The organism is Nonlabens marinus S1-08 (genome assembly GCF_000831385.1).
Taxonomy (GTDB): domain Bacteria; phylum Bacteroidota; class Bacteroidia; order Flavobacteriales; family Flavobacteriaceae; genus Nonlabens; species Nonlabens marinus.
Genome location: NZ_AP014548.1, coordinates 2,858,159 through 2,875,494, shown reverse-complemented (window position 1 = coordinate 2,875,494; position 17,336 = coordinate 2,858,159). Strand labels below are relative to the sequence as shown.

The 17,336-nt window shown below is 39.7% G+C and carries 11 protein-coding genes; 10 read left to right on the top strand and 1 reads right to left on the bottom strand.

What is annotated here, in order from left to right; genetic code table 11:
* The first annotated feature begins 34 nt into the window (after positions 1-34).
* The 6 genes from lpdA to NMS_RS13115 all read left to right on the top strand — a co-directional run bounded on the left by lpdA (position 35) and on the right by NMS_RS13115 (position 10,458).
* Positions 35-1,435 carry a dihydrolipoyl dehydrogenase gene (gene lpdA / locus NMS_RS13140; RefSeq protein WP_041497277.1) on the top strand — a complete coding sequence of 467 codons (1,401 nt, stop codon included), beginning with the start codon at positions 35-37 and terminating at the stop codon, positions 1,433-1,435.
* 154 nt (positions 1,436-1,589) lie between these two features.
* A complete protein-coding gene (locus NMS_RS13135; RefSeq protein WP_052476986.1) occupies positions 1,590-3,839 on the top strand; it encodes a TonB-dependent receptor in 2,250 nt (749 codons plus the stop codon).
* 101 nt (positions 3,840-3,940) lie between these two features.
* On the top strand, positions 3,941-5,254 hold the full coding sequence (locus NMS_RS13130; protein ID WP_041497276.1) for an anthranilate synthase component I family protein: 1,314 nt from the start codon (positions 3,941-3,943) through the stop codon (positions 5,252-5,254).
* Between the two features lie 10 nt (positions 5,255-5,264).
* A complete protein-coding gene (gene tilS, locus NMS_RS13125) occupies positions 5,265-6,596 on the top strand; it encodes a tRNA lysidine(34) synthetase TilS (protein WP_041497275.1) in 1,332 nt (443 codons plus the stop codon).
* Positions 6,593-8,635, top strand: coding sequence for a protein-disulfide reductase DsbD family protein (locus NMS_RS13120; RefSeq protein WP_148311398.1), 2,043 nt, complete (start codon positions 6,593-6,595; stop codon positions 8,633-8,635). Before tilS ends, NMS_RS13120 begins: the two co-directional genes overlap by 4 nt.
* A gap of 5 nt (positions 8,636-8,640) precedes the next feature.
* Entirely contained in the window at positions 8,641-10,458 is a 1,818-nt protein-coding gene (locus NMS_RS13115) for a DUF885 domain-containing protein (protein WP_041497272.1), read from the top strand.
* A 655-nt stretch (positions 10,459-11,113) separates the two neighbouring features.
* On the opposite strand, the gene NMS_RS13110 is transcribed toward NMS_RS13115, so the two are convergent.
* Complete coding sequence (locus tag NMS_RS13110) at positions 11,114-12,316, bottom strand: OmpA family protein (protein ID WP_041497271.1); 1,203 nt, start codon at positions 12,314-12,316, stop codon at positions 11,114-11,116.
* A gap of 152 nt (positions 12,317-12,468) precedes the next feature.
* Here NMS_RS13110 and NMS_RS13105 point away from each other — a divergent pair, with 152 nt between their 5' ends.
* The 4 genes from NMS_RS13105 (at position 12,469) to rfbB (ending at position 17,268) form a co-directional block, all read left to right on the top strand.
* A complete protein-coding gene (locus tag NMS_RS13105) occupies positions 12,469-13,467 on the top strand; it encodes an SDR family oxidoreductase (protein ID WP_041497269.1) in 999 nt (332 codons plus the stop codon).
* A 38-nt stretch (positions 13,468-13,505) separates the two neighbouring features.
* Positions 13,506-14,783: a nucleotide sugar dehydrogenase gene (locus NMS_RS13100; RefSeq protein ID WP_041497753.1), complete on the top strand. Its 1,278-nt coding sequence runs from the start codon at positions 13,506-13,508 to the stop codon at positions 14,781-14,783.
* Between the two features lies 1 nt (position 14,784).
* Complete coding sequence (locus tag NMS_RS13095) at positions 14,785-16,179, top strand: nucleotide sugar dehydrogenase (RefSeq protein ID WP_041497268.1); 1,395 nt, start codon at positions 14,785-14,787, stop codon at positions 16,177-16,179.
* Between the two features lie 75 nt (positions 16,180-16,254).
* Positions 16,255-17,268, top strand: a complete 1,014-nt coding sequence (gene rfbB, locus NMS_RS13090) for a dTDP-glucose 4,6-dehydratase (protein WP_052476985.1) — start codon at positions 16,255-16,257, stop codon at positions 17,266-17,268.
* Positions 17,269-17,336: the final 68 nt, after the last annotated feature.

The window sequence follows — 17,336 nt, the reverse complement described above, 5'->3', positions numbered from 1 at the left end:
TTGCAATCCTTTTTAACACATAGAAAATAGATTTATGAGTACATACGATGTTGCAGTAATTGGTTCAGGACCTGGTGGCTATGTAGCCGCAATACGCTGTGCACAATTAGGCATGAAAACCGCCATTATAGAGAAATACGATACCCTAGGGGGAACTTGTCTTAATGTAGGTTGCATTCCTTCCAAAGCATTGTTGGATTCTTCTCATCACTATGAAGATGCGACGAAACATTTTGAAGGACACGGTATTGAAATCCCTGGAGATATCAAAATCAATTTTGAAAAAATGATTGCTCGCAAAGCAAGTGTGGTTTCACAAACTTGCGATGGGGTGGCTTATTTGATGAAGAAAAATGAGATCGATGTGTTCACAGGGATGGGGTCTTTTGTAGATGCCACTCATATCAAGATCGATGGAGAGAAGGAACAAACCATAGAAGCTAAAAACATCATAGTAGCCACCGGTTCAAAGCCTGCAAGCCTACCCTTCATAACATTAGACAAAGAACGTGTTATCACATCTACCGAAGCCTTGAAACTTAAGGAAATACCTAAGCACATGATCGTGATAGGTGGTGGAGTAATAGGTCTAGAACTAGGTCAAGTGTACCGCCGTCTAGGTGCTGAGGTTACTGTAATTGAATACCTAGACCGCATTGCGCCAGCTATGGACAGCTCACTTTCTAAGGAATTGATGAAAGTCATGAAAAAGCAAGGTGTGAAATTCCAGCTTTCTCATGCGGTGAATAAGGTAGAGCGCAACGGTGATGAGGTTACTGTAACAGCTAAGAATAAAAAGGGTGAAGAAGTTGAATTTAAAGGAGATTACGTACTTGTTTCTGTAGGTCGTCGTCCTTATACAGATAAGTTAAATGCTACCGCTGCTGGAATCAAGATCAACGAGCGTGGTCAAGTGGAAGTGGATGAGCACATGAGAACTAACGTTGACAACATTTACGCTATAGGTGATGTGGTTCGTGGCATTATGCTAGCTCACAAAGCTGAGGAAGAAGGTGTTTTTGTAGCAGAAACTATTGCTGGTCAAAAGCCTCACGTAAACTATAACCTCATTCCTAATGTGATATACACTTGGCCAGAGGTGGCCAGTGTTGGTAAAACTGAGGAAGAATTGAAAGAAGCTGGTGTGGAGTACAAATCAGGACAATTCCCTATGAGAGCGCTAGGTCGATCTAGAGCTTCAGGAGATACAGACGGATTGATCAAAATTCTTGCCGATAAGGAAACGGACGAAGTCCTAGGAGTTCACATGGTAGGAGCACGAGTAGCAGACTTGATTGCTGAAGCAGTTACTGCCATGGAATTTAGAGCAAGCTCTGAAGATATCGCAAGAATGTCCCACGCACACCCAACTTATGCAGAGGCGGTTAAAGAAGCAGCCCTAGCAGCAACTGGTGATCGCGCAATTCACATCTAACGCGCAGCATAGAATTAAGAAAAGCCGACTGAAAAGTCGGCTTTTTTGTTTTTAAGACCAGGCCAGTAGTTCATTTAATATTTTCTTAACCTACAATAGCAAACTGTAATGGGTTTTTCTATCGTAATTAGATCAGTCCATCAATCAAATATTCATGACAATTCTCTTTTATAAAAAAGCTTGTTCGCAGCTTTTATTCTTCTCGCTATTCATTTTAAGTACTCAGGTTTTATTTGCCCATACCATTACCGGTTATGTGGTGGATGAAAATAACAAGCCATTAAAGGATGTTTATGTGATGCACCTGAAATCAGGAACCCACACCCATACGAATAGTAAAGGCTTTTTTACCATTGATCAGGTAGAGGAAGGTGATGAATTGAGGTTCTCAAAGTTGGGTTATGCCGCTTTCGCGAAAGCGATAACAGAAGAGTCTGAAGTGCTTCAAATTGTATTATTGGAAGCATCCATTGACTTGCAAGCTGTTACCATCACTAACGAGTTAGACGTCCTCAATACCATCACTCAAGCCGATCTGGAAGTGAACCCAGTAACCTCTACTCAAGAAGTGCTGCGCACAGTGCCTGGACTATTTATAGGTCAACATGCGGGTGGCGGTAAAGCCGAACAATTATTTTTAAGAGGTTTTGACATCGATCACGGGACTGATGTGGCGATAAGTGTGGATGGAATGCCTGTCAATATGGTATCGCATGCGCATGGTCAAGGATATGCAGATCTACATTTTGTCATTCCAGAAACTATTGAGAATATCTCTTATGGGAAAGGAAGCTATGATAAATCCATTGGTAATTTTGCCACTGCAGGTCATGTAGATTTTCGCACAAGAGATGTTATTCGTGAAAATGTCATAAATGCTGAAATTGGGGACTTTAATTACCAGCGATATGTAGGGCTAGTGCAAGTACTGGACAACGCAAACACCAGCGCTTACATAGCAACAGAGTACTTGACATTTGATGGTCCGTTTGACAGTCCGCAAAATTTTGATAGGGTAAACTTATTCGGGAAGCTGAATTATATATCAGATGCTGGGAATGAATTGGGTGTGAGTATTTCTCATTTTGATAGTGAGTGGGATGCTAGCGGCCAAATCCCGCAGCGTGCCGTGGATAGAGGCTTGATCGGGAGATTTGGAGCAATTGATGATACGGAAGGTGGCGAGACCTCAAGAACCAGCGTGAACATCAATTACGATATGGCTTTGAGCGATAACGAGCAGTTCAGTACACATTTGTATTATTCTAAGTATGATTTCCTGCTATTCTCTAACTTTACCTTTTTCCTCGAAGATCCGGTAAATGGCGATCAAATCAAGCAACAAGAATCTCGTGATTTAGCTGGTTTTGACGCGGCGTACACGTATAGGACTAGCTTGTCAGATTACAAGCTCGACCTGACTGCTGGACTCAGATTGCGTAATGATCGTACTGAGGGCAGTGAGCTATCCAGAACTTTGAACAGGAGAACCACACTTGAAAACATTCAGCTAGGGGATATTAATGAAACGAATACGTCTGGGTTTGTAGGAGCCACCTGGTATGTAAACGACTTCTTGATTGATGCAGGATTGAGGTTAGAGCACTTCAAGTTTACCTATAAGGACGCCCTTAGTACCTTGTACGACACGCAAGCTCAATCAGAAACGGCACTGTTACCTAAGTTGAATTTTAATTACAGAGTCTCAGAAAACTTCCAGTTGTATTTCAAAAATGGAGTGGGCTTTCACAGTAATGACACTCGGGTGGTCTTACAGCAAACAGCAGACGATATCTTACCCAAATCATATGGCTCAGATTTAGGTTTTGTATGGAAGCCTACCAACCGCATGATTGTAAACACAGCACTTTGGTACTTATTTCTGGAGCAAGAATTTGTGTATGTTGGAGATGCTGGAATTGTAGAACCTAGCGGTGAAACAGAGCGTTTTGGATTTGATGTGAGCTTACGCTACCAGCTTTCCAAACACTTGTTTTTAGATACAGATGTAAACTACGCACACGCTAGAGCAATTAACGAGCCCGATGGCCAAGACTTAATACCATTAGCACCTAAGTTTACATCTACAGGAGGTTTGAGCTTGAAAGACTGGAACCGTTTCAATGCAGGAATCAGATACCGATACATTGGAGACCGCCCAGCAAATGAAGACAACAGCATTGTTGCAGAAGGATATTTTGTTTCAGACCTCAATGTCAATTATGATGTCACAGATCATTTGCGAGCAGGATTTGCTGTTCAAAACCTATTTGATGTAGAATGGAATGAAACCCAGTTTGCCACTGAATCTAGATTGCAAAATGAAACAGCGTCAGTAGAAGAAATTCATTTCACTCCAGGAACTCCTTTTTTTATTAGAGGAATCCTGCAGTATAGATTTTAATTTGAAGTAGCCTTCAAAAAAGCCTGATGCAAATTAATTTGTCATCAGGTTTTTTATGCACTTTTAAGTTGGGTTGTATTAATCCCTAGTACCTTTGTACCGTGAATCAGCAACGCTACACCCACAGTTTTAGCCTCTTGAATTCTAATGAGTTCAAGAAAAAATTAATATCGTTTTACGAGCAGGAAACCTACTTTGTTTTTCTAGATAGTAATGATTTTGATCAGTCTGAATACACCTGCTTGTGTGGGGTAGGAGCGATCGATGTGTTGACATGTGTCGCGGGAAATGCATTTCATCAACTGGAACGATTTCAATACGAGCATCAGGATTGGATGTTTGGTTATTTGGGTTACGATCTAAAAAATGAATTGGAGCCTTTGTCTAGCCACAATAGAGATATACTGTGTTTTCCCGATCTGCAATTTTTTGTTCCAGAAATAGTGATGGAAATAAATGAAAAATCAATCACCATTCATAGTTACGAAGAAGAAAGATCTGCACTAAAATCAGTACTAGAAGAAATAAACAATCAAATGCTATCCAAGGAAGAAGAGGTAGCAAAAAATGGTCATTTAGAAGCCATAGACTCTAAAGAAGCGTATCTAGAAAAAGCACAGAAGTTTTTGAACCACATTCATAGAGGAGATATCTATGAAGCAAATTTGTGCACTGAGTTTCACGCCTTAGAAGTCGAGTTAGACTCTGTTAAAGCGTTTGCACATTTGAACAAAAGCAGCGCACCGCCTTTTGCTGCATATGCCAGATTTGCGGAGTGTCACATCATCAGTGCGAGTCCTGAGCGTTACCTGAAGAAAATGGGTAAACAATTGCTTTCACAACCTATCAAGGGAACAGCACCGCGTGCTGAAGATAGCTTAAAGGATGAAGAGGCTAAACAAGAATTGCTAGCCAACCAAAAAGAGCGATCAGAAAATGTCATGATCGTGGATCTTGTTCGCAATGATTTGTCCAAAGTAGCCCAAAAAGGGAGTGTCAAAGTTTCAGAACTTTTTGGGCTGTACACGTTCCCACAGGTACATCACATGATCAGTAGTATTACGGCAACTTTAGATCAGAAGAATAAAGGCATTGACGCGGTCAAAGCCACCTTTCCTATGGGCAGCATGACAGGCGCACCTAAGATCAGTGCCATGAAAATCATTGAACAAACAGAATCTTTTAAACGTGGTGTCTACAGCGGTGCTGTAGGATATTTCACTCCATCAGGAGATTTTGACTTCAACGTGGTCATTCGCACCATTTTATACAATGACACTAGAAAGGTCGTTTCCTTGAGTGTAGGTAGTGCCATTACAGCAGCTGCTATTCCAGAAGCAGAGTATCAAGAATGTTTCGTCAAAGCGGCTGCATTAATGAAGGTTCTAGAGCTTCAAGGGATTCACTTTTCTTAAATTTGGGGGCATGCAACAAGCCTTTCAACTACACCTACAGGATCAATTTCCTCAACTTTTGAAGCAGGATGTTTTGCTAGCGATCAGCGGTGGACTGGACAGTGTGGTATTGGCTCATCTACTTAAGTCCAGCGAGATCAGCTTTCAAATGGCTCATGTCAATTTTCATTTACGAGGGGAAGAAAGTGATGCCGATGAACTTTTTGTAAGGAATCTGGCGCAACAATTATCGGTAGATCTTCATGTGCAGCATTTTAAGACAAAGAAAGTGGTGGAGAAGTTGGGCATCTCTACCCAAATGGCGGCTAGGAAATTGCGCTATGAGTGGTTTGACCAATTACTAAAAGCAAACGATTTAGCTGCAGTGTTGACAGCGCACCACCTGGATGATCAATTAGAGACTTTTTTGATCAATTTAAACCGTGGGACTGGACTCGCCGGTTTGACAGGAATACCAGAGCAAAGTCCTGGATTACTCAGACCGCTTTTAAAATTTTCAAGAAATGACATTCTCGAATTTGCCCAGCAAAATCAGATCACATGGAGGGAAGATTCCAGCAATCAAAGAAACGATTATCAAAGAAATAAACTGCGAAACCAAGCATTGCCCGTCTTGCATGACGCCTTACCTCAATTGAGAGGACATTTTTCACAGACGTTAAACTATTTACAAGACATAGATTTGATCTTGAAAGATGCGGTAGCCCGCTTTCGCGAAAGCGTAACTACCATCAGCACCACGGGAATTGATTTACATCTGGATGAGGTTAGGAAGTATCCTAATTTCAAGGCATATCTATTCTATCTTCTAGAAGAATACGGGTTTAATCAAACAGACGAAGTAGTGGCACTTATGGGTGCGGAAACTGGGAAATATTTGTCTAACGCTACTTTTATTTTGCTTAAAGACAGGGACTTATTGCGCTTAGAAAAAATAACAGAACCGCTTACCAAAAAATGGTATTTGTTACCAGAAACTACATCCATAGACCTACAGAATTCTAGCTTGACTTTAGAAACCATCAGAATGGATGATCCTGTTGGCTTTATAAAAACTCAATCGGCTAAAAATGTGCTGTGGTTGGATAAGGAACGATTGCATTATCCGTTAACTTTACGAGCCTGGCATAAAGGTGACCGTTTAGAACCATTTGGCATGAAGGGTTCCCAACTCGTAAGTGATATTCTAACGAACAAAAAACTGTCTAGAACTGAGAAAAAAAGAGTCTTGATGTTATGCACACCACAAGATGTGCTTTGGGTGGTAGGCGTTCGATCGAGCAGGCACGCTACAGTAAGCGACAAAACAAACGAAATATTGAAAATTACATGGAAAAAATGAGAAAGCTACTTATAGCTTTTACCATCCTATTTGCTGGTATAACGATTCAGGCACAAGTGTTTGATCCAACTTCTTGGGAAACAGCTGTACAAGATCTGGGAGACGATCAATATGAGTTGGTGACTACAGCAATTCTAGAGCCTGGCTGGCATATATACTCTCAGGTCGCCATCGATGCAGAAATAGGTCCTACACCTACCCAATTGAGATTCTATGAAAGCGATGGAAATTTCCAACTTCTAGGCTCAAATGAAGAAATTGGAACCTATGCAGAATATACAGAAGTATGGGGAGCAGATGTGTTGCAGTTTAAAAATCAGGCTGTATTTAAGCAAAAAATAAAGGTTCAAAATAGAGACCTGAGCTACATCATCGCTGAGGCCGTTTTTATGGTTTGTGACGATGAGCGCTGTATTCAGGGTACTCCAGAGGTTTTGATCTATAAATTAAACCCTGACGCTGTTATAGGCGATGAGGTCACCACGATTATCGATACCTACTATGAGAATGATCAAGAACCTTTAACGGCAACCGCTCCGGATTTATCTAATCTGTCTAGCTCTACCCCAACTAGTAACAAATCAATAGATGTTGAAACAACAGGCTTTACTGAGGAAGATTCGAACGATTTAAGCACCATTTTTATTTTGTGTTTGCTAGCAGGGTTCAGTGCATTACTCACTCCTTGCGTGTATCCCATGATCCCAATGACAGTATCATTCTTTACCAAGCAAAGTGAGAATAAAACCAAAGGAAAATTTCAAGGTTTGCTTTACGGGTTCTTCATCTTGCTCATCTACGTATTGTGTAGTTTGCCTTTTCACTTATTTCAATCAGTATCCCCAGATATATTCAATGAATTCAGTACCAACCCGTATTTGAATATTTTCTTCTTTGTGATATTTGTAGTTTTTGCGATTAGCTTCTTTGGAGCATTTGAAATAACTATGCCCAATTCTTTGATTAACAAAGTAGATAAAGCCTCTACGGTTGGTGGGGTAGTAGGCGTTTTTTTTATGGCGCTCACCTTAGTTTTGGTCTCTTTTTCCTGTACGGGTCCTGTAATAGGCGGTGTTTTAGGAAGCGTACTTTCATCTGATGGTGGTGCTACCGCTTTGAGTGTTGGACTGGCTGGTTTCGGTTTTGGATTGGGAATACCATTTGCCTTATTTGCTATTTTCCCTAGCTGGATGAACAATTTACCTAAATCTGGTGGATGGTTAAATACAGTAAAGGTCTTTCTAGGATTCTTGGAATTGGCATTTGCCTTTAAGTTTTTATCTAATGCAGACCTTGTATGGCAAGCCGGTTGGATACAGCGGGAGTTGTTCATTGCAATTTGGATTGCCATTTTTGGTGCCATGACGATCTACTTATTTGGTAAACTGCGACTGCCTCACGATGATAAAGATCAATCGATTTCAGTGGGACGATTGCTGCTCGCTATTTTGACCTTCTGCTTTACCCTTTATTTGATTCCAGGATTGTGGGGCGCACCTTTAAAATTGATTAGCGGTTTCCCACCACCCATGACGTACAGTGAGTCTCCTAATGGATTTGCGGGTACCGCTAGTGCAGACACTATTGATTTACCTGAAGGAGCGCATCTCGCCGTTCATGATATTGTTGCTTTTGATAATTATGAAGCAGGATTAGAATATGCTCAGGAGGTAGGGAAGCCAGCCTTAATCGACTTTACAGGCTGGGCATGTGTCAATTGTCGTAAAATGGAAGAACGCGTTTGGGGAGAGCCAGAAGTTTTGGATCTTTTGAAAAACGAAATAGTGCTCATCTCTTTATATGTTGATGAACGCGAAGATTTACCTACTGGAGAGCAGTATATATCTAATGTGACTGGAAAAAAGATAAGAACTATAGGTAATAAATGGAGCGATCTCCAGATTGAAAAATATCAGGTGAATGCCCAACCTTTTTATGCCTTGGTCGATGCAGATGGGAATGATTTGGTAGCGCCTATAGGTTACACACCCGATGTTTCAGAATATGCCAATTGGCTCAAATCAGCACTTAACAACTAATTGCTATGATGAAAAAAACAATATTTATCAGCCTGCTAATGATTCTAGGTTCTTGCAAGGAGAAGAATGATAGTTCCGCTTTCGCGAAAGCGGAAAAACAACAAATAGCCCAACAATTCAATGATTGGTTGGAAGTTCAATTTCAGCAAGATTTATCCCGCGATCCCGAAATGCAAACCAGTATGGGAATCAAAACGGATTATGGAAAATGGACGGATATATCCTCAGAGCGGGAGTTAGAGGATAGAAAACTGGCAGAATCTAGATTGGCGTACCTGAAAGATACGATCAAGTCGGCGGCGTTAGAGGGGCAAGATTTGCTGAGCTATAAACTGTATAAGAATCTGCAGGAGCAGGCTATTGAAGATTATGAGTACCGATTGTATACCTATCCCGTTAACCAAATGCACGGGATGCACGCAGAAGTACCAGCCTTTTTGATCAATATGCATCTTATTGATAACGAAGAAGATGCAGAGGCTTATATCTCTAGATTAGAAGGGATAGAACCTCTTTTTAGCGACCTTGTTGAAGGCTTGCAATTAAGGGAGAGCAATGGTATTTTATTACCAAGATTTGTATACGAAAAGGTATTGAAAGATTCTCGCAATTTACTGATGGGCGAACCCTTTGAAAATTCGAATCAAAAAAGCACACTGCTAGCTGATTTTGAAGACAAAATTGCAAAGATCAAATTGAGTAAAAGTAAAAAAGCTGAATTGATGAAGTCGGCTAAAATGGCTCTTGTGCAGCATGTAAAACCTGCCTACGAGAATTTAATTCTAGCCTTAGAAGATCAGCAACAAAGAGCCACGATAGAAGATGGGGTTTGGAAATTTCCAAAAGGTAAAGAATTCTATGAGTATGCTTTAAAGCGTACAACCACAACAGACCTGAGTGCTGATGCGATTCATGAATTTGGACTTAGCGAAGTGGCGCGTATTCATGAGGAAATGAAGGGAATCATGAAACAAGTGAAATTTGAAGGGTCTCTTCAAGATTTCTTTGCGTTCATGAGAGACGATGATCAGTTTTACTACGAGAATACAGAAGCCGGAAAAGCTAAGTACTTAAAAGAAGCTACAGCGCATATCCAAACAATGAAGGCAAAGCTTCCCGAATTGTTCAACACATTACCAGAAGCCGACATAGTTGTGAAAGCAGTTGAGCCCTTCAGAGAGGCGAGTGCTGGAAAAGCATTTTATCAACAACCTGCAAGTGATGGCAGTAGGCCAGGAACTTATTATGCGAATCTTTATGATATGAAAGCGATGCCTACCTATCAAATGGATGCTCTAGCATATCATGAAGGGATTCCTGGACACCATATGCAAATAGCAATCGCTCAAGAGTTGGACAGTTTGCCAGAATTCCGTAAGCATTTATTTCACACCGCTTACGTCGAGGGGTGGGGTTTGTATTCTGAATTGATTCCTAAGGAAATTGGGTTTTACAAAGATCCTTATAGCGATTTTGGAAGGCTCGCAATGGAATTGTGGCGTGCCTGCCGTCTTGTGGTAGATACAGGAATTCATTCGAGAAAATGGACAAGAGAAGAAGGTATCAAGTATTACACAGAAAACACTCCTAATGCAGAAAGCGACGCGGTTAAAATGGTGGAACGACATATTGTGATGCCTTCACAAGCCACTGCGTATAAAATAGGGATGAATAAAATTCTAGAATTGCGCAACAAAGCAAAAACCGAATTGGGTGAAAAATTTGATATAAGAGTGTTTCATGATGTAGTATTGACCAATGGTTCTTTACCGTTGAGTTTGTTGGAGGGATTGGTCGATGAATATATCGAATCCAAGAATTAGGCATTGTACCTCGATCACTAAGGACAAAAACTGCCTACGTCAAAACTCAAATGCACAAACCCATAGGATAGATTCGGTCTTGCTGAATTCGTTTCAGCATCTTTTGTATCAGAACGAGAAAGCCCGTATAGACTAAAGCACTTTAGGATTTCTGTGTGGCGCATTACTAGTAGGACTAGGAACGATATCTATAATCGAGTCCAGTCAATTTAGTCTCATTTGCGCTTTTGCTTCATAGACTACCCATCTAGTGAAACACCATGAAGTTTTACTAACTTTTAATGTGTTACCGTATTTCGTTTTTATAAGCCTAGGATGGCATTGAATTAAACTTCACGAATTGGAATGGAATCTCTACACTTTAGATAGAGAGACTGCATCTAGTCATACGATATTGAGTCAAGCAAAAGATTAAATCTTGCTTTTGATGGGGCTTACAGAAGCATGGAGTAAGTGAGAAAGAATATGAAGAAAAGGCTAAAAGGATTAGTATCCAGCTAAGCTCTAAATGACGAAACAATATGTTATTGTCATTGATTTGGAAGTGTTTTTTGTTAAGATTTTTTTCTAAAAGCTCATATTAATTCTTTCAATCGCAGACATAAAAAAAGGGCTGCCAATTGGCAACCCTTTTCTCAGTTTTATTTAAAGTGAATTAGTTCACAGTGAACTTCACTCTTCTTACTAATTGTCTTGCAGGTTCACTAGATTTTTTAACAGAATCATCTTCACCAGCACCTTCAGTAGTCAATCTTCCAGCATCAATTCCAGTAGCAACTAAAATATCTTTAACCATATTAGCTCTCCGCTCAGAAAGATCCTTGTTGTATTCAGGAGTACCTAACTCATCAGCATAACCTGTAAGGTTCGCATTTACACTTGGATTATCATTCAAGTAAGTAGCTAGGAAGTTAATAGAAGATAAAGAATATTGAGTTGGCTTAGTACTATTGAACTCAAAATATACGTTTACGTATCCGTCATTGATCAATTGCTTAATAAGTGCATCAGCATCCATACCATTGCCTCCATTAGTAGCTTCACCTTTCATGGCGTATCTGCTATCTAATGTATTCTGGTCAAGGTATCCAGGAAGTGTATAATCATCTCCATCTGTACCATCAACCTCTAAGGCTGTAACTCTTTCATCTAATTTGTTCAATTTTGAATCTACGCTACCATTGTACCAGTCAGCATGTACGTCATTTCCACCTAGGTAGAAAGAAGCACCAACGGAGGCGTTCACTAGAAATCCATTAAAACCTCTAGTTCCTGTTGGACGTGTACCATCAAAAGAACGATCTTGTCTCACGTGACCAAATATAGATAAGTCAGCAAATAATGCTACACGATCTGACACTCTTAATTGTGGAGTCGCTCCTACTGTAAAATTCAACATTTGATCTCCATCTTCTATATCACGAGGTTCTTGATATTTTAGAGTAGTGACACCGGCACCACCATGAAGCAATAAACCAAAACGATCAGTCCACTCTCTGAAACCTAAAAAAGTACCTGCATTAACAACACCTTCTAATGAAACGCGGTATGCTTGAGATTTAAAAGGAAGACTTTCATCATCCCCTTCAAAACGATTGTATCCAAGATCAAGATTTAAACCAAATTTATCATTAATCATGTAACGAACTCCAAGATCAGCCTGACCTATGGAAGGTGTATTTGTAAAGTAACCTTCAGCTACTGGACGTACTGGTTTATGAACACCTAATCCAAGATCAACAGACCATTGGTTATAAGGAATAGTCTCACGATCACGTGGAGCATCGTCCATCATCGTATCCTGTGCCATTAAGGCTGTACCACTTAATAAAAGTACTGAGAAAAGTATTTTTTTCATTGTAAAGTTTTTTTGCTTTCAGTTGACAAATATATAATTGTTATCATTACAACTGTGTATTTTTAATTTTAATTTCAGTCTTTAACTAATTTTTAGGGGTAGAATAGTGTCTAATTGGGATACTTTTAAGGAATACCCACCGTTTAACTTGAATGTCTTCACTTGAATCCCAAAAGTCTCTTTTTTTGAAAAATGTATTGGTTACCGGCGCTGCTGGCTTTATAGGCAGCAACCTTTGCAAAGCACTTTGTCTTCAAGGTTACCAAGTACTTGGTATGGACAATTTGGCTACTGGTTTTGAATCTAATCTTTCTGAATTGAGAGGGATTTCAAATTTTAAATTTGTGAATGCTGATATTCGAGATTTAAATAGTTGTAAGGAAGTAGTAGCAGATCAACATATAGTTTTTCATCAAGCGGCTTTGGGAAGCGTGCCTAGATCCGTAGCAGATCCCGTAACTACAAATGAAGTGAATGTTTCTGGTTTTTTAAACTTGTTGAAGTCCTGTGCCGACAATGATGTAGATCGATTTATATATGCAGCAAGCTCTTCTACATATGGGGATTCACCATCTTTGCCTAAAGTGGAGTCAGTTATTGGTAAACCATTATCACCCTATGCTATTACAAAATACGTCAATGAATTGTACGCTGATGTTTTCCACAAAACTTATGGTATTGATACTATAGGACTGCGTTATTTTAATGTTTTCGGACCTTACCAGGACCCTGGTGGAGCTTATGCAGCGGTAATTCCCGCTTTTGTCAAAGCATTCATGAATCTTGAGCCTGTTTATATTAATGGCGATGGTACCTATTCTAGGGACTTTACTTTTGTTGATAACGTTGTACAAGCCAATATACGCGCAATGGAAGCTAAAAACCCCCAATCCTTAAATCAAGTATATAATGTTGCCTTTGGACAGCGCACAACCATTTTAGAATTAGCAGAAGCAATTAAAACTCGATTAATTGTCAAGGATGCACGTATTGCAGATGTCCCTATCCTCCATCGCAAGGCACGAGCTGGGGACGTTCCACACTCTCTAGCCTCGATAGAAAAAGCACGATCTTTACTTAATTATGACCCTAAATTCGACATTTTACAAGGATTGGATCGTTCAATTCAATGGTATTGGGAAAATCTTTGATAATTTCGCTTTCGCGAAAGCGAACTCATTATCAAAAAATGAAAATTAAGATAGGAATCATAGGCTTAGGATATGTGGGGCTGCCATTAGCACGGTTATTTTCGACCAAATATGATGTAGTAGGCTATGATATTGATGATTCTCGTGTTTCAGCATTGAAACAAGGTCAGGACGCTACCTTAGAAGTATCGGAAGAGCAACTAGGCGCCGTTTTGAAAAAAGAAACCAATTCTGGTTTAGGTCTTTTTTGTACATCAGATGAAAATCTGCTTGCAGATTGTACCACGTATATAATAACGGTCCCTACTCCGGTAGATGAAAAAAATGCACCAGACATGGAGGCTTTACGTTCAGCTAGTGAAACTGTAGCTCGATTTCTCACTTCTTCCAATATAGTGGTATATGAATCTACAGTCTACCCGGGTGCAACTCAAGAGTTTTGCATACCTATCCTAGAAGCCATCAGTGGACTGGAATGCAATAAGGATTTCTACGTAGGTTATTCCCCTGAGCGTATCAATCCTGGAGATAAATTACATACAATAGATAAAATACTTAAAGTAACTTCTGGAAGTACTAAAGAAAGTGCAGTAGAAATAGATAAATTATATAAAAGAGTCATTACTGCCGGAACCTATATGGCGCCTTCTATCAAGGTGGCAGAAGCTGCTAAGGTCATAGAGAATTCTCAAAGAGATATTAATATCGCCTTTGTGAATGAACTTGCTAAAATTTTCAATTTACTGGATATCGATACTCATGAAGTGTTGAAAGCTGCAGGAACAAAATGGAATTTTTTACCATTTACTCCCGGATTAGTAGGTGGACATTGTATAGGTGTTGATCCTTATTACTTAGCTCAAAAAGCTCAGGAGGTAGGTTATCATCCTGAAATTATACTCGCTGGTAGACGTGTAAATGATGGAATGGGGAATTATGTCGCTGGAGAAGTAGTTAAACTCATGCTTCAAAAGGGAATTGAAATAAAATATTCTAAAGCTCTAGTATTAGGGGTAACTTTCAAAGAAAATTGTCCGGACGTTCGAAACTCCAAAGTATTAGACTTGATACATAGCCTTAAGGAATATGGAATCAAGGTAGATGTCTGGGATCCTTTAGCAGATAAACAACAAGTTTACAAAACTCATGGGATATCAATAGTTAATCAATTGCCCACGACTTTATATTCTTCCATTGTGCTAGCTGTTGGACACAAACAATTTTCAAATATAGATTTTAACAAATTAAAAGAATTAAAAGCCATAGTCTACGATATAAAAGGATTTTTAGGAGATAAGGCTGACAAACGACTATAATATGAAAGTGAAAAATATATGCTGTATTGGTGCTGGTTATGTGGGTGGTCCTACTATGGCTGTAATCGCAGCAAAGTGTCCTGATATTGATGTCCACGTGGTTGATCTAAACGAGCAACGCATTGCCGCTTGGAATGATGTAAATCTAGATAACTTACCTATATACGAGCCTGGATTATCAGATATAGTGGCTCAAGCTAGAGGTCGCAACCTGATTTTTAGTACCAATGTCGATCAGGCAATACAGGAAGCAGATATGATTTTTATATCGGTAAATACGCCTACCAAAACTTATGGAATCGGTAAAGGAATGGCGGCAGACTTGAAGTATATAGAACTTTGTGCTAGACAGATCGCAAGAGTAGCAACTTCAAACAAAATCATAGTAGAAAAATCTACCTTACCGGTAAGAACTGCCGAAGCCTTGAAGTCTATCCTTTCCAGCAGTGGTAATGGAGTGAAATTTCAGGTTCTATCTAATCCAGAGTTCTTGGCAGAAGGTACTGCAATACAAGACCTGCTCCAACCAGACCGTGTTTTAATAGGTGGTGAACGGACTCTAGAAGGTGAAGAGGCCATACAAGCGCTACATGATGTTTATAATAATTGGATCACAACAGAACGTATTTTATTGACCAATGTTTGGTCTTCTGAGCTTTCTAAATTGACGGCTAATGCATTCCTTGCACAACGGGTATCTAGTATCAATAGTTTGAGCGCTCTATGTGAGGCTACCGAGGCAGATGTGGATGAAGTGGCTAGAGCTATAGGACAGGATTCAAGAATAGGCCCTAAATTCCTAAAGTCAAGTGTAGGTTTTGGAGGTTCTTGTTTTCAAAAAGATATTCTTAATCTCGTCTATTTGTGTCAGACTTATGGATTGAATGAAGTAGCAGACTATTGGCATCAGGTCATCAAGATGAATGATTATCAAAAACGCCGATTCGCACAAAAAATCATCAGTACCTTATATAACACCGTCAATGGTAAGAAAATAGTTCTATTAGGTTGGGCTTTTAAAAAAGATACCAATGATACTCGAGAATCCGCCGCTATTTATGTAGCAGACTATTTATTGAGTGAGCAGGCAGAGATAGTAGTTTATGACCCCAAAGTCACCCAAGAGCAGGTTTATGCAGACCTTGACTATCTAAACACAAGAAGTGAAGAAAGAAACAGAAGCCTGGTAACAGTTGCAAAGAATTATGAAGATTTATTTAAGGATGCTCATGCCGTCGCTGTAATGACAGAATGGGATGAGTTCAAAACCATCGATTGGTCAAAGGTTTATATCGACATGCTCAAACCGGCCTTTATTTTTGATGGTCGTGCTATTTTAGATATGCAAGCTCTTGAGGGTATTGGATTCACAGGCTTTGCTATAGGTAAAGGATAATTTCGCTTTCTGTCCGCAGGACAGAAGTTAATGCCGCACTTGTTGTGGTACGAAAGCGAACTATTGAGATAGATAATGCAACAAGAAATAACCAAACATGTACTAATTACAGGCGGTGCTGGCTTTATAGGAAGTCATGTAGTGCGTTTATTTATTCAAAAGTACCCTGATTATAAGATCATCAACCTAGATGCATTGACTTATGCGGGCAATTTAGAAAACCTGAGTGATGTCGAGCAACAGCTAAACTATACATTCATTCACGGAGATATTACAGATTCTCAGCTTTTGGAAGAACTGTTTTCTAAGCATGCAATATCTCATATCATCCACCTTGCTGCAGAATCGCATGTAGACCGCTCCATTGCTGATCCTTTGCAGTTTGTGAGAACAAATGTTATGGGAACGGTAGAATTATTAGAAGTTTGCCGCAAACACTGGACTCTTGGTGCTGATCATTTATTTTACCATGTGAGTACTGATGAAGTCTATGGCAGTCTTGGTGAAAGAGGATTGTTTACTGAGCAAACTTGCTACGACCCTAATTCGCCTTATAGTGCATCAAAGGCCAGCAGTGATCATTTTGTGAGAGCTTATGGAGAAACCTATAAAATTCCATATATCATCTCCAATTGTTCCAATAATTACGGGCCGTACCATTTCCCAGAAAAATTGATTCCGTTGTTTATTAAGAATATTTTAGAAGGGAAACCACTTCCGGTTTATGGTGATGGAAACTATACTAGAGACTGGCTATACGTTGCAGATCACACACGGGCTATTGATCTCGCGTTCCATAATGGCAGGGTTGGTGAAACTTATAATATAGGTGGCCATAACGAGTGGAAGAATATAGATTTGATTCATCTACTTTGTGATTTGATGGACAAAAAATCACATAAGCCTTCTGGCACATCCAGAAAATTAATAAAGTTTGTAAATGATCGTCCAGGTCACGATTTTAGATATGCCATTGATGCCAGTAAAATTCAGCGAGAACTAGGATGGAAACCTAGCGTCGATTTTGAAGAAGGTATAGAAAAGACCCTAGATTGGTTTTTGGATAATAGAGACTATTTAGGAAGTTAGCGTCATGCATGTTGAATGAGTAAAATGCTTTTGGTATTTTCGCTTTCGCGAAAGCGGAACAAATCACA

What these genes read in the sequence shown, in the direction of transcription:
- NMS_RS13100 (WP_041497753.1), top strand. Translation starts at nt 13,506, where the DNA reads ATGAAAATTAAGATAGGAATCATAGGCTTAGGATATGTGGGGCTGCCA.
- NMS_RS13120 (WP_148311398.1), top strand. Translation starts at nt 6,593, where the DNA reads ATGAGAAAGCTACTTATAGCTTTTACCATCCTATTTGCTGGTATAACG.
- rfbB (WP_052476985.1), top strand. Translation starts at nt 16,255, where the DNA reads ATGCAACAAGAAATAACCAAACATGTACTAATTACAGGCGGTGCTGGC.
- NMS_RS13105 (WP_041497269.1), top strand. Translation starts at nt 12,469, where the DNA reads ATGTCTTCACTTGAATCCCAAAAGTCTCTTTTTTTGAAAAATGTATTG.
- NMS_RS13095 (WP_041497268.1), top strand. Translation starts at nt 14,785, where the DNA reads ATGAAAGTGAAAAATATATGCTGTATTGGTGCTGGTTATGTGGGTGGT.
- lpdA (WP_041497277.1), top strand. Translation starts at nt 35, where the DNA reads ATGAGTACATACGATGTTGCAGTAATTGGTTCAGGACCTGGTGGCTAT.
- NMS_RS13135 (WP_052476986.1), top strand. Translation starts at nt 1,590, where the DNA reads ATGACAATTCTCTTTTATAAAAAAGCTTGTTCGCAGCTTTTATTCTTC.
- NMS_RS13115 (WP_041497272.1), top strand. Translation starts at nt 8,641, where the DNA reads ATGATGAAAAAAACAATATTTATCAGCCTGCTAATGATTCTAGGTTCT.
- NMS_RS13110 (WP_041497271.1), bottom strand. Translation starts at nt 12,316, where the DNA reads ATGAAAAAAATACTTTTCTCAGTACTTTTATTAAGTGGTACAGCCTTA.
- tilS (WP_041497275.1), top strand. Translation starts at nt 5,265, where the DNA reads ATGCAACAAGCCTTTCAACTACACCTACAGGATCAATTTCCTCAACTT.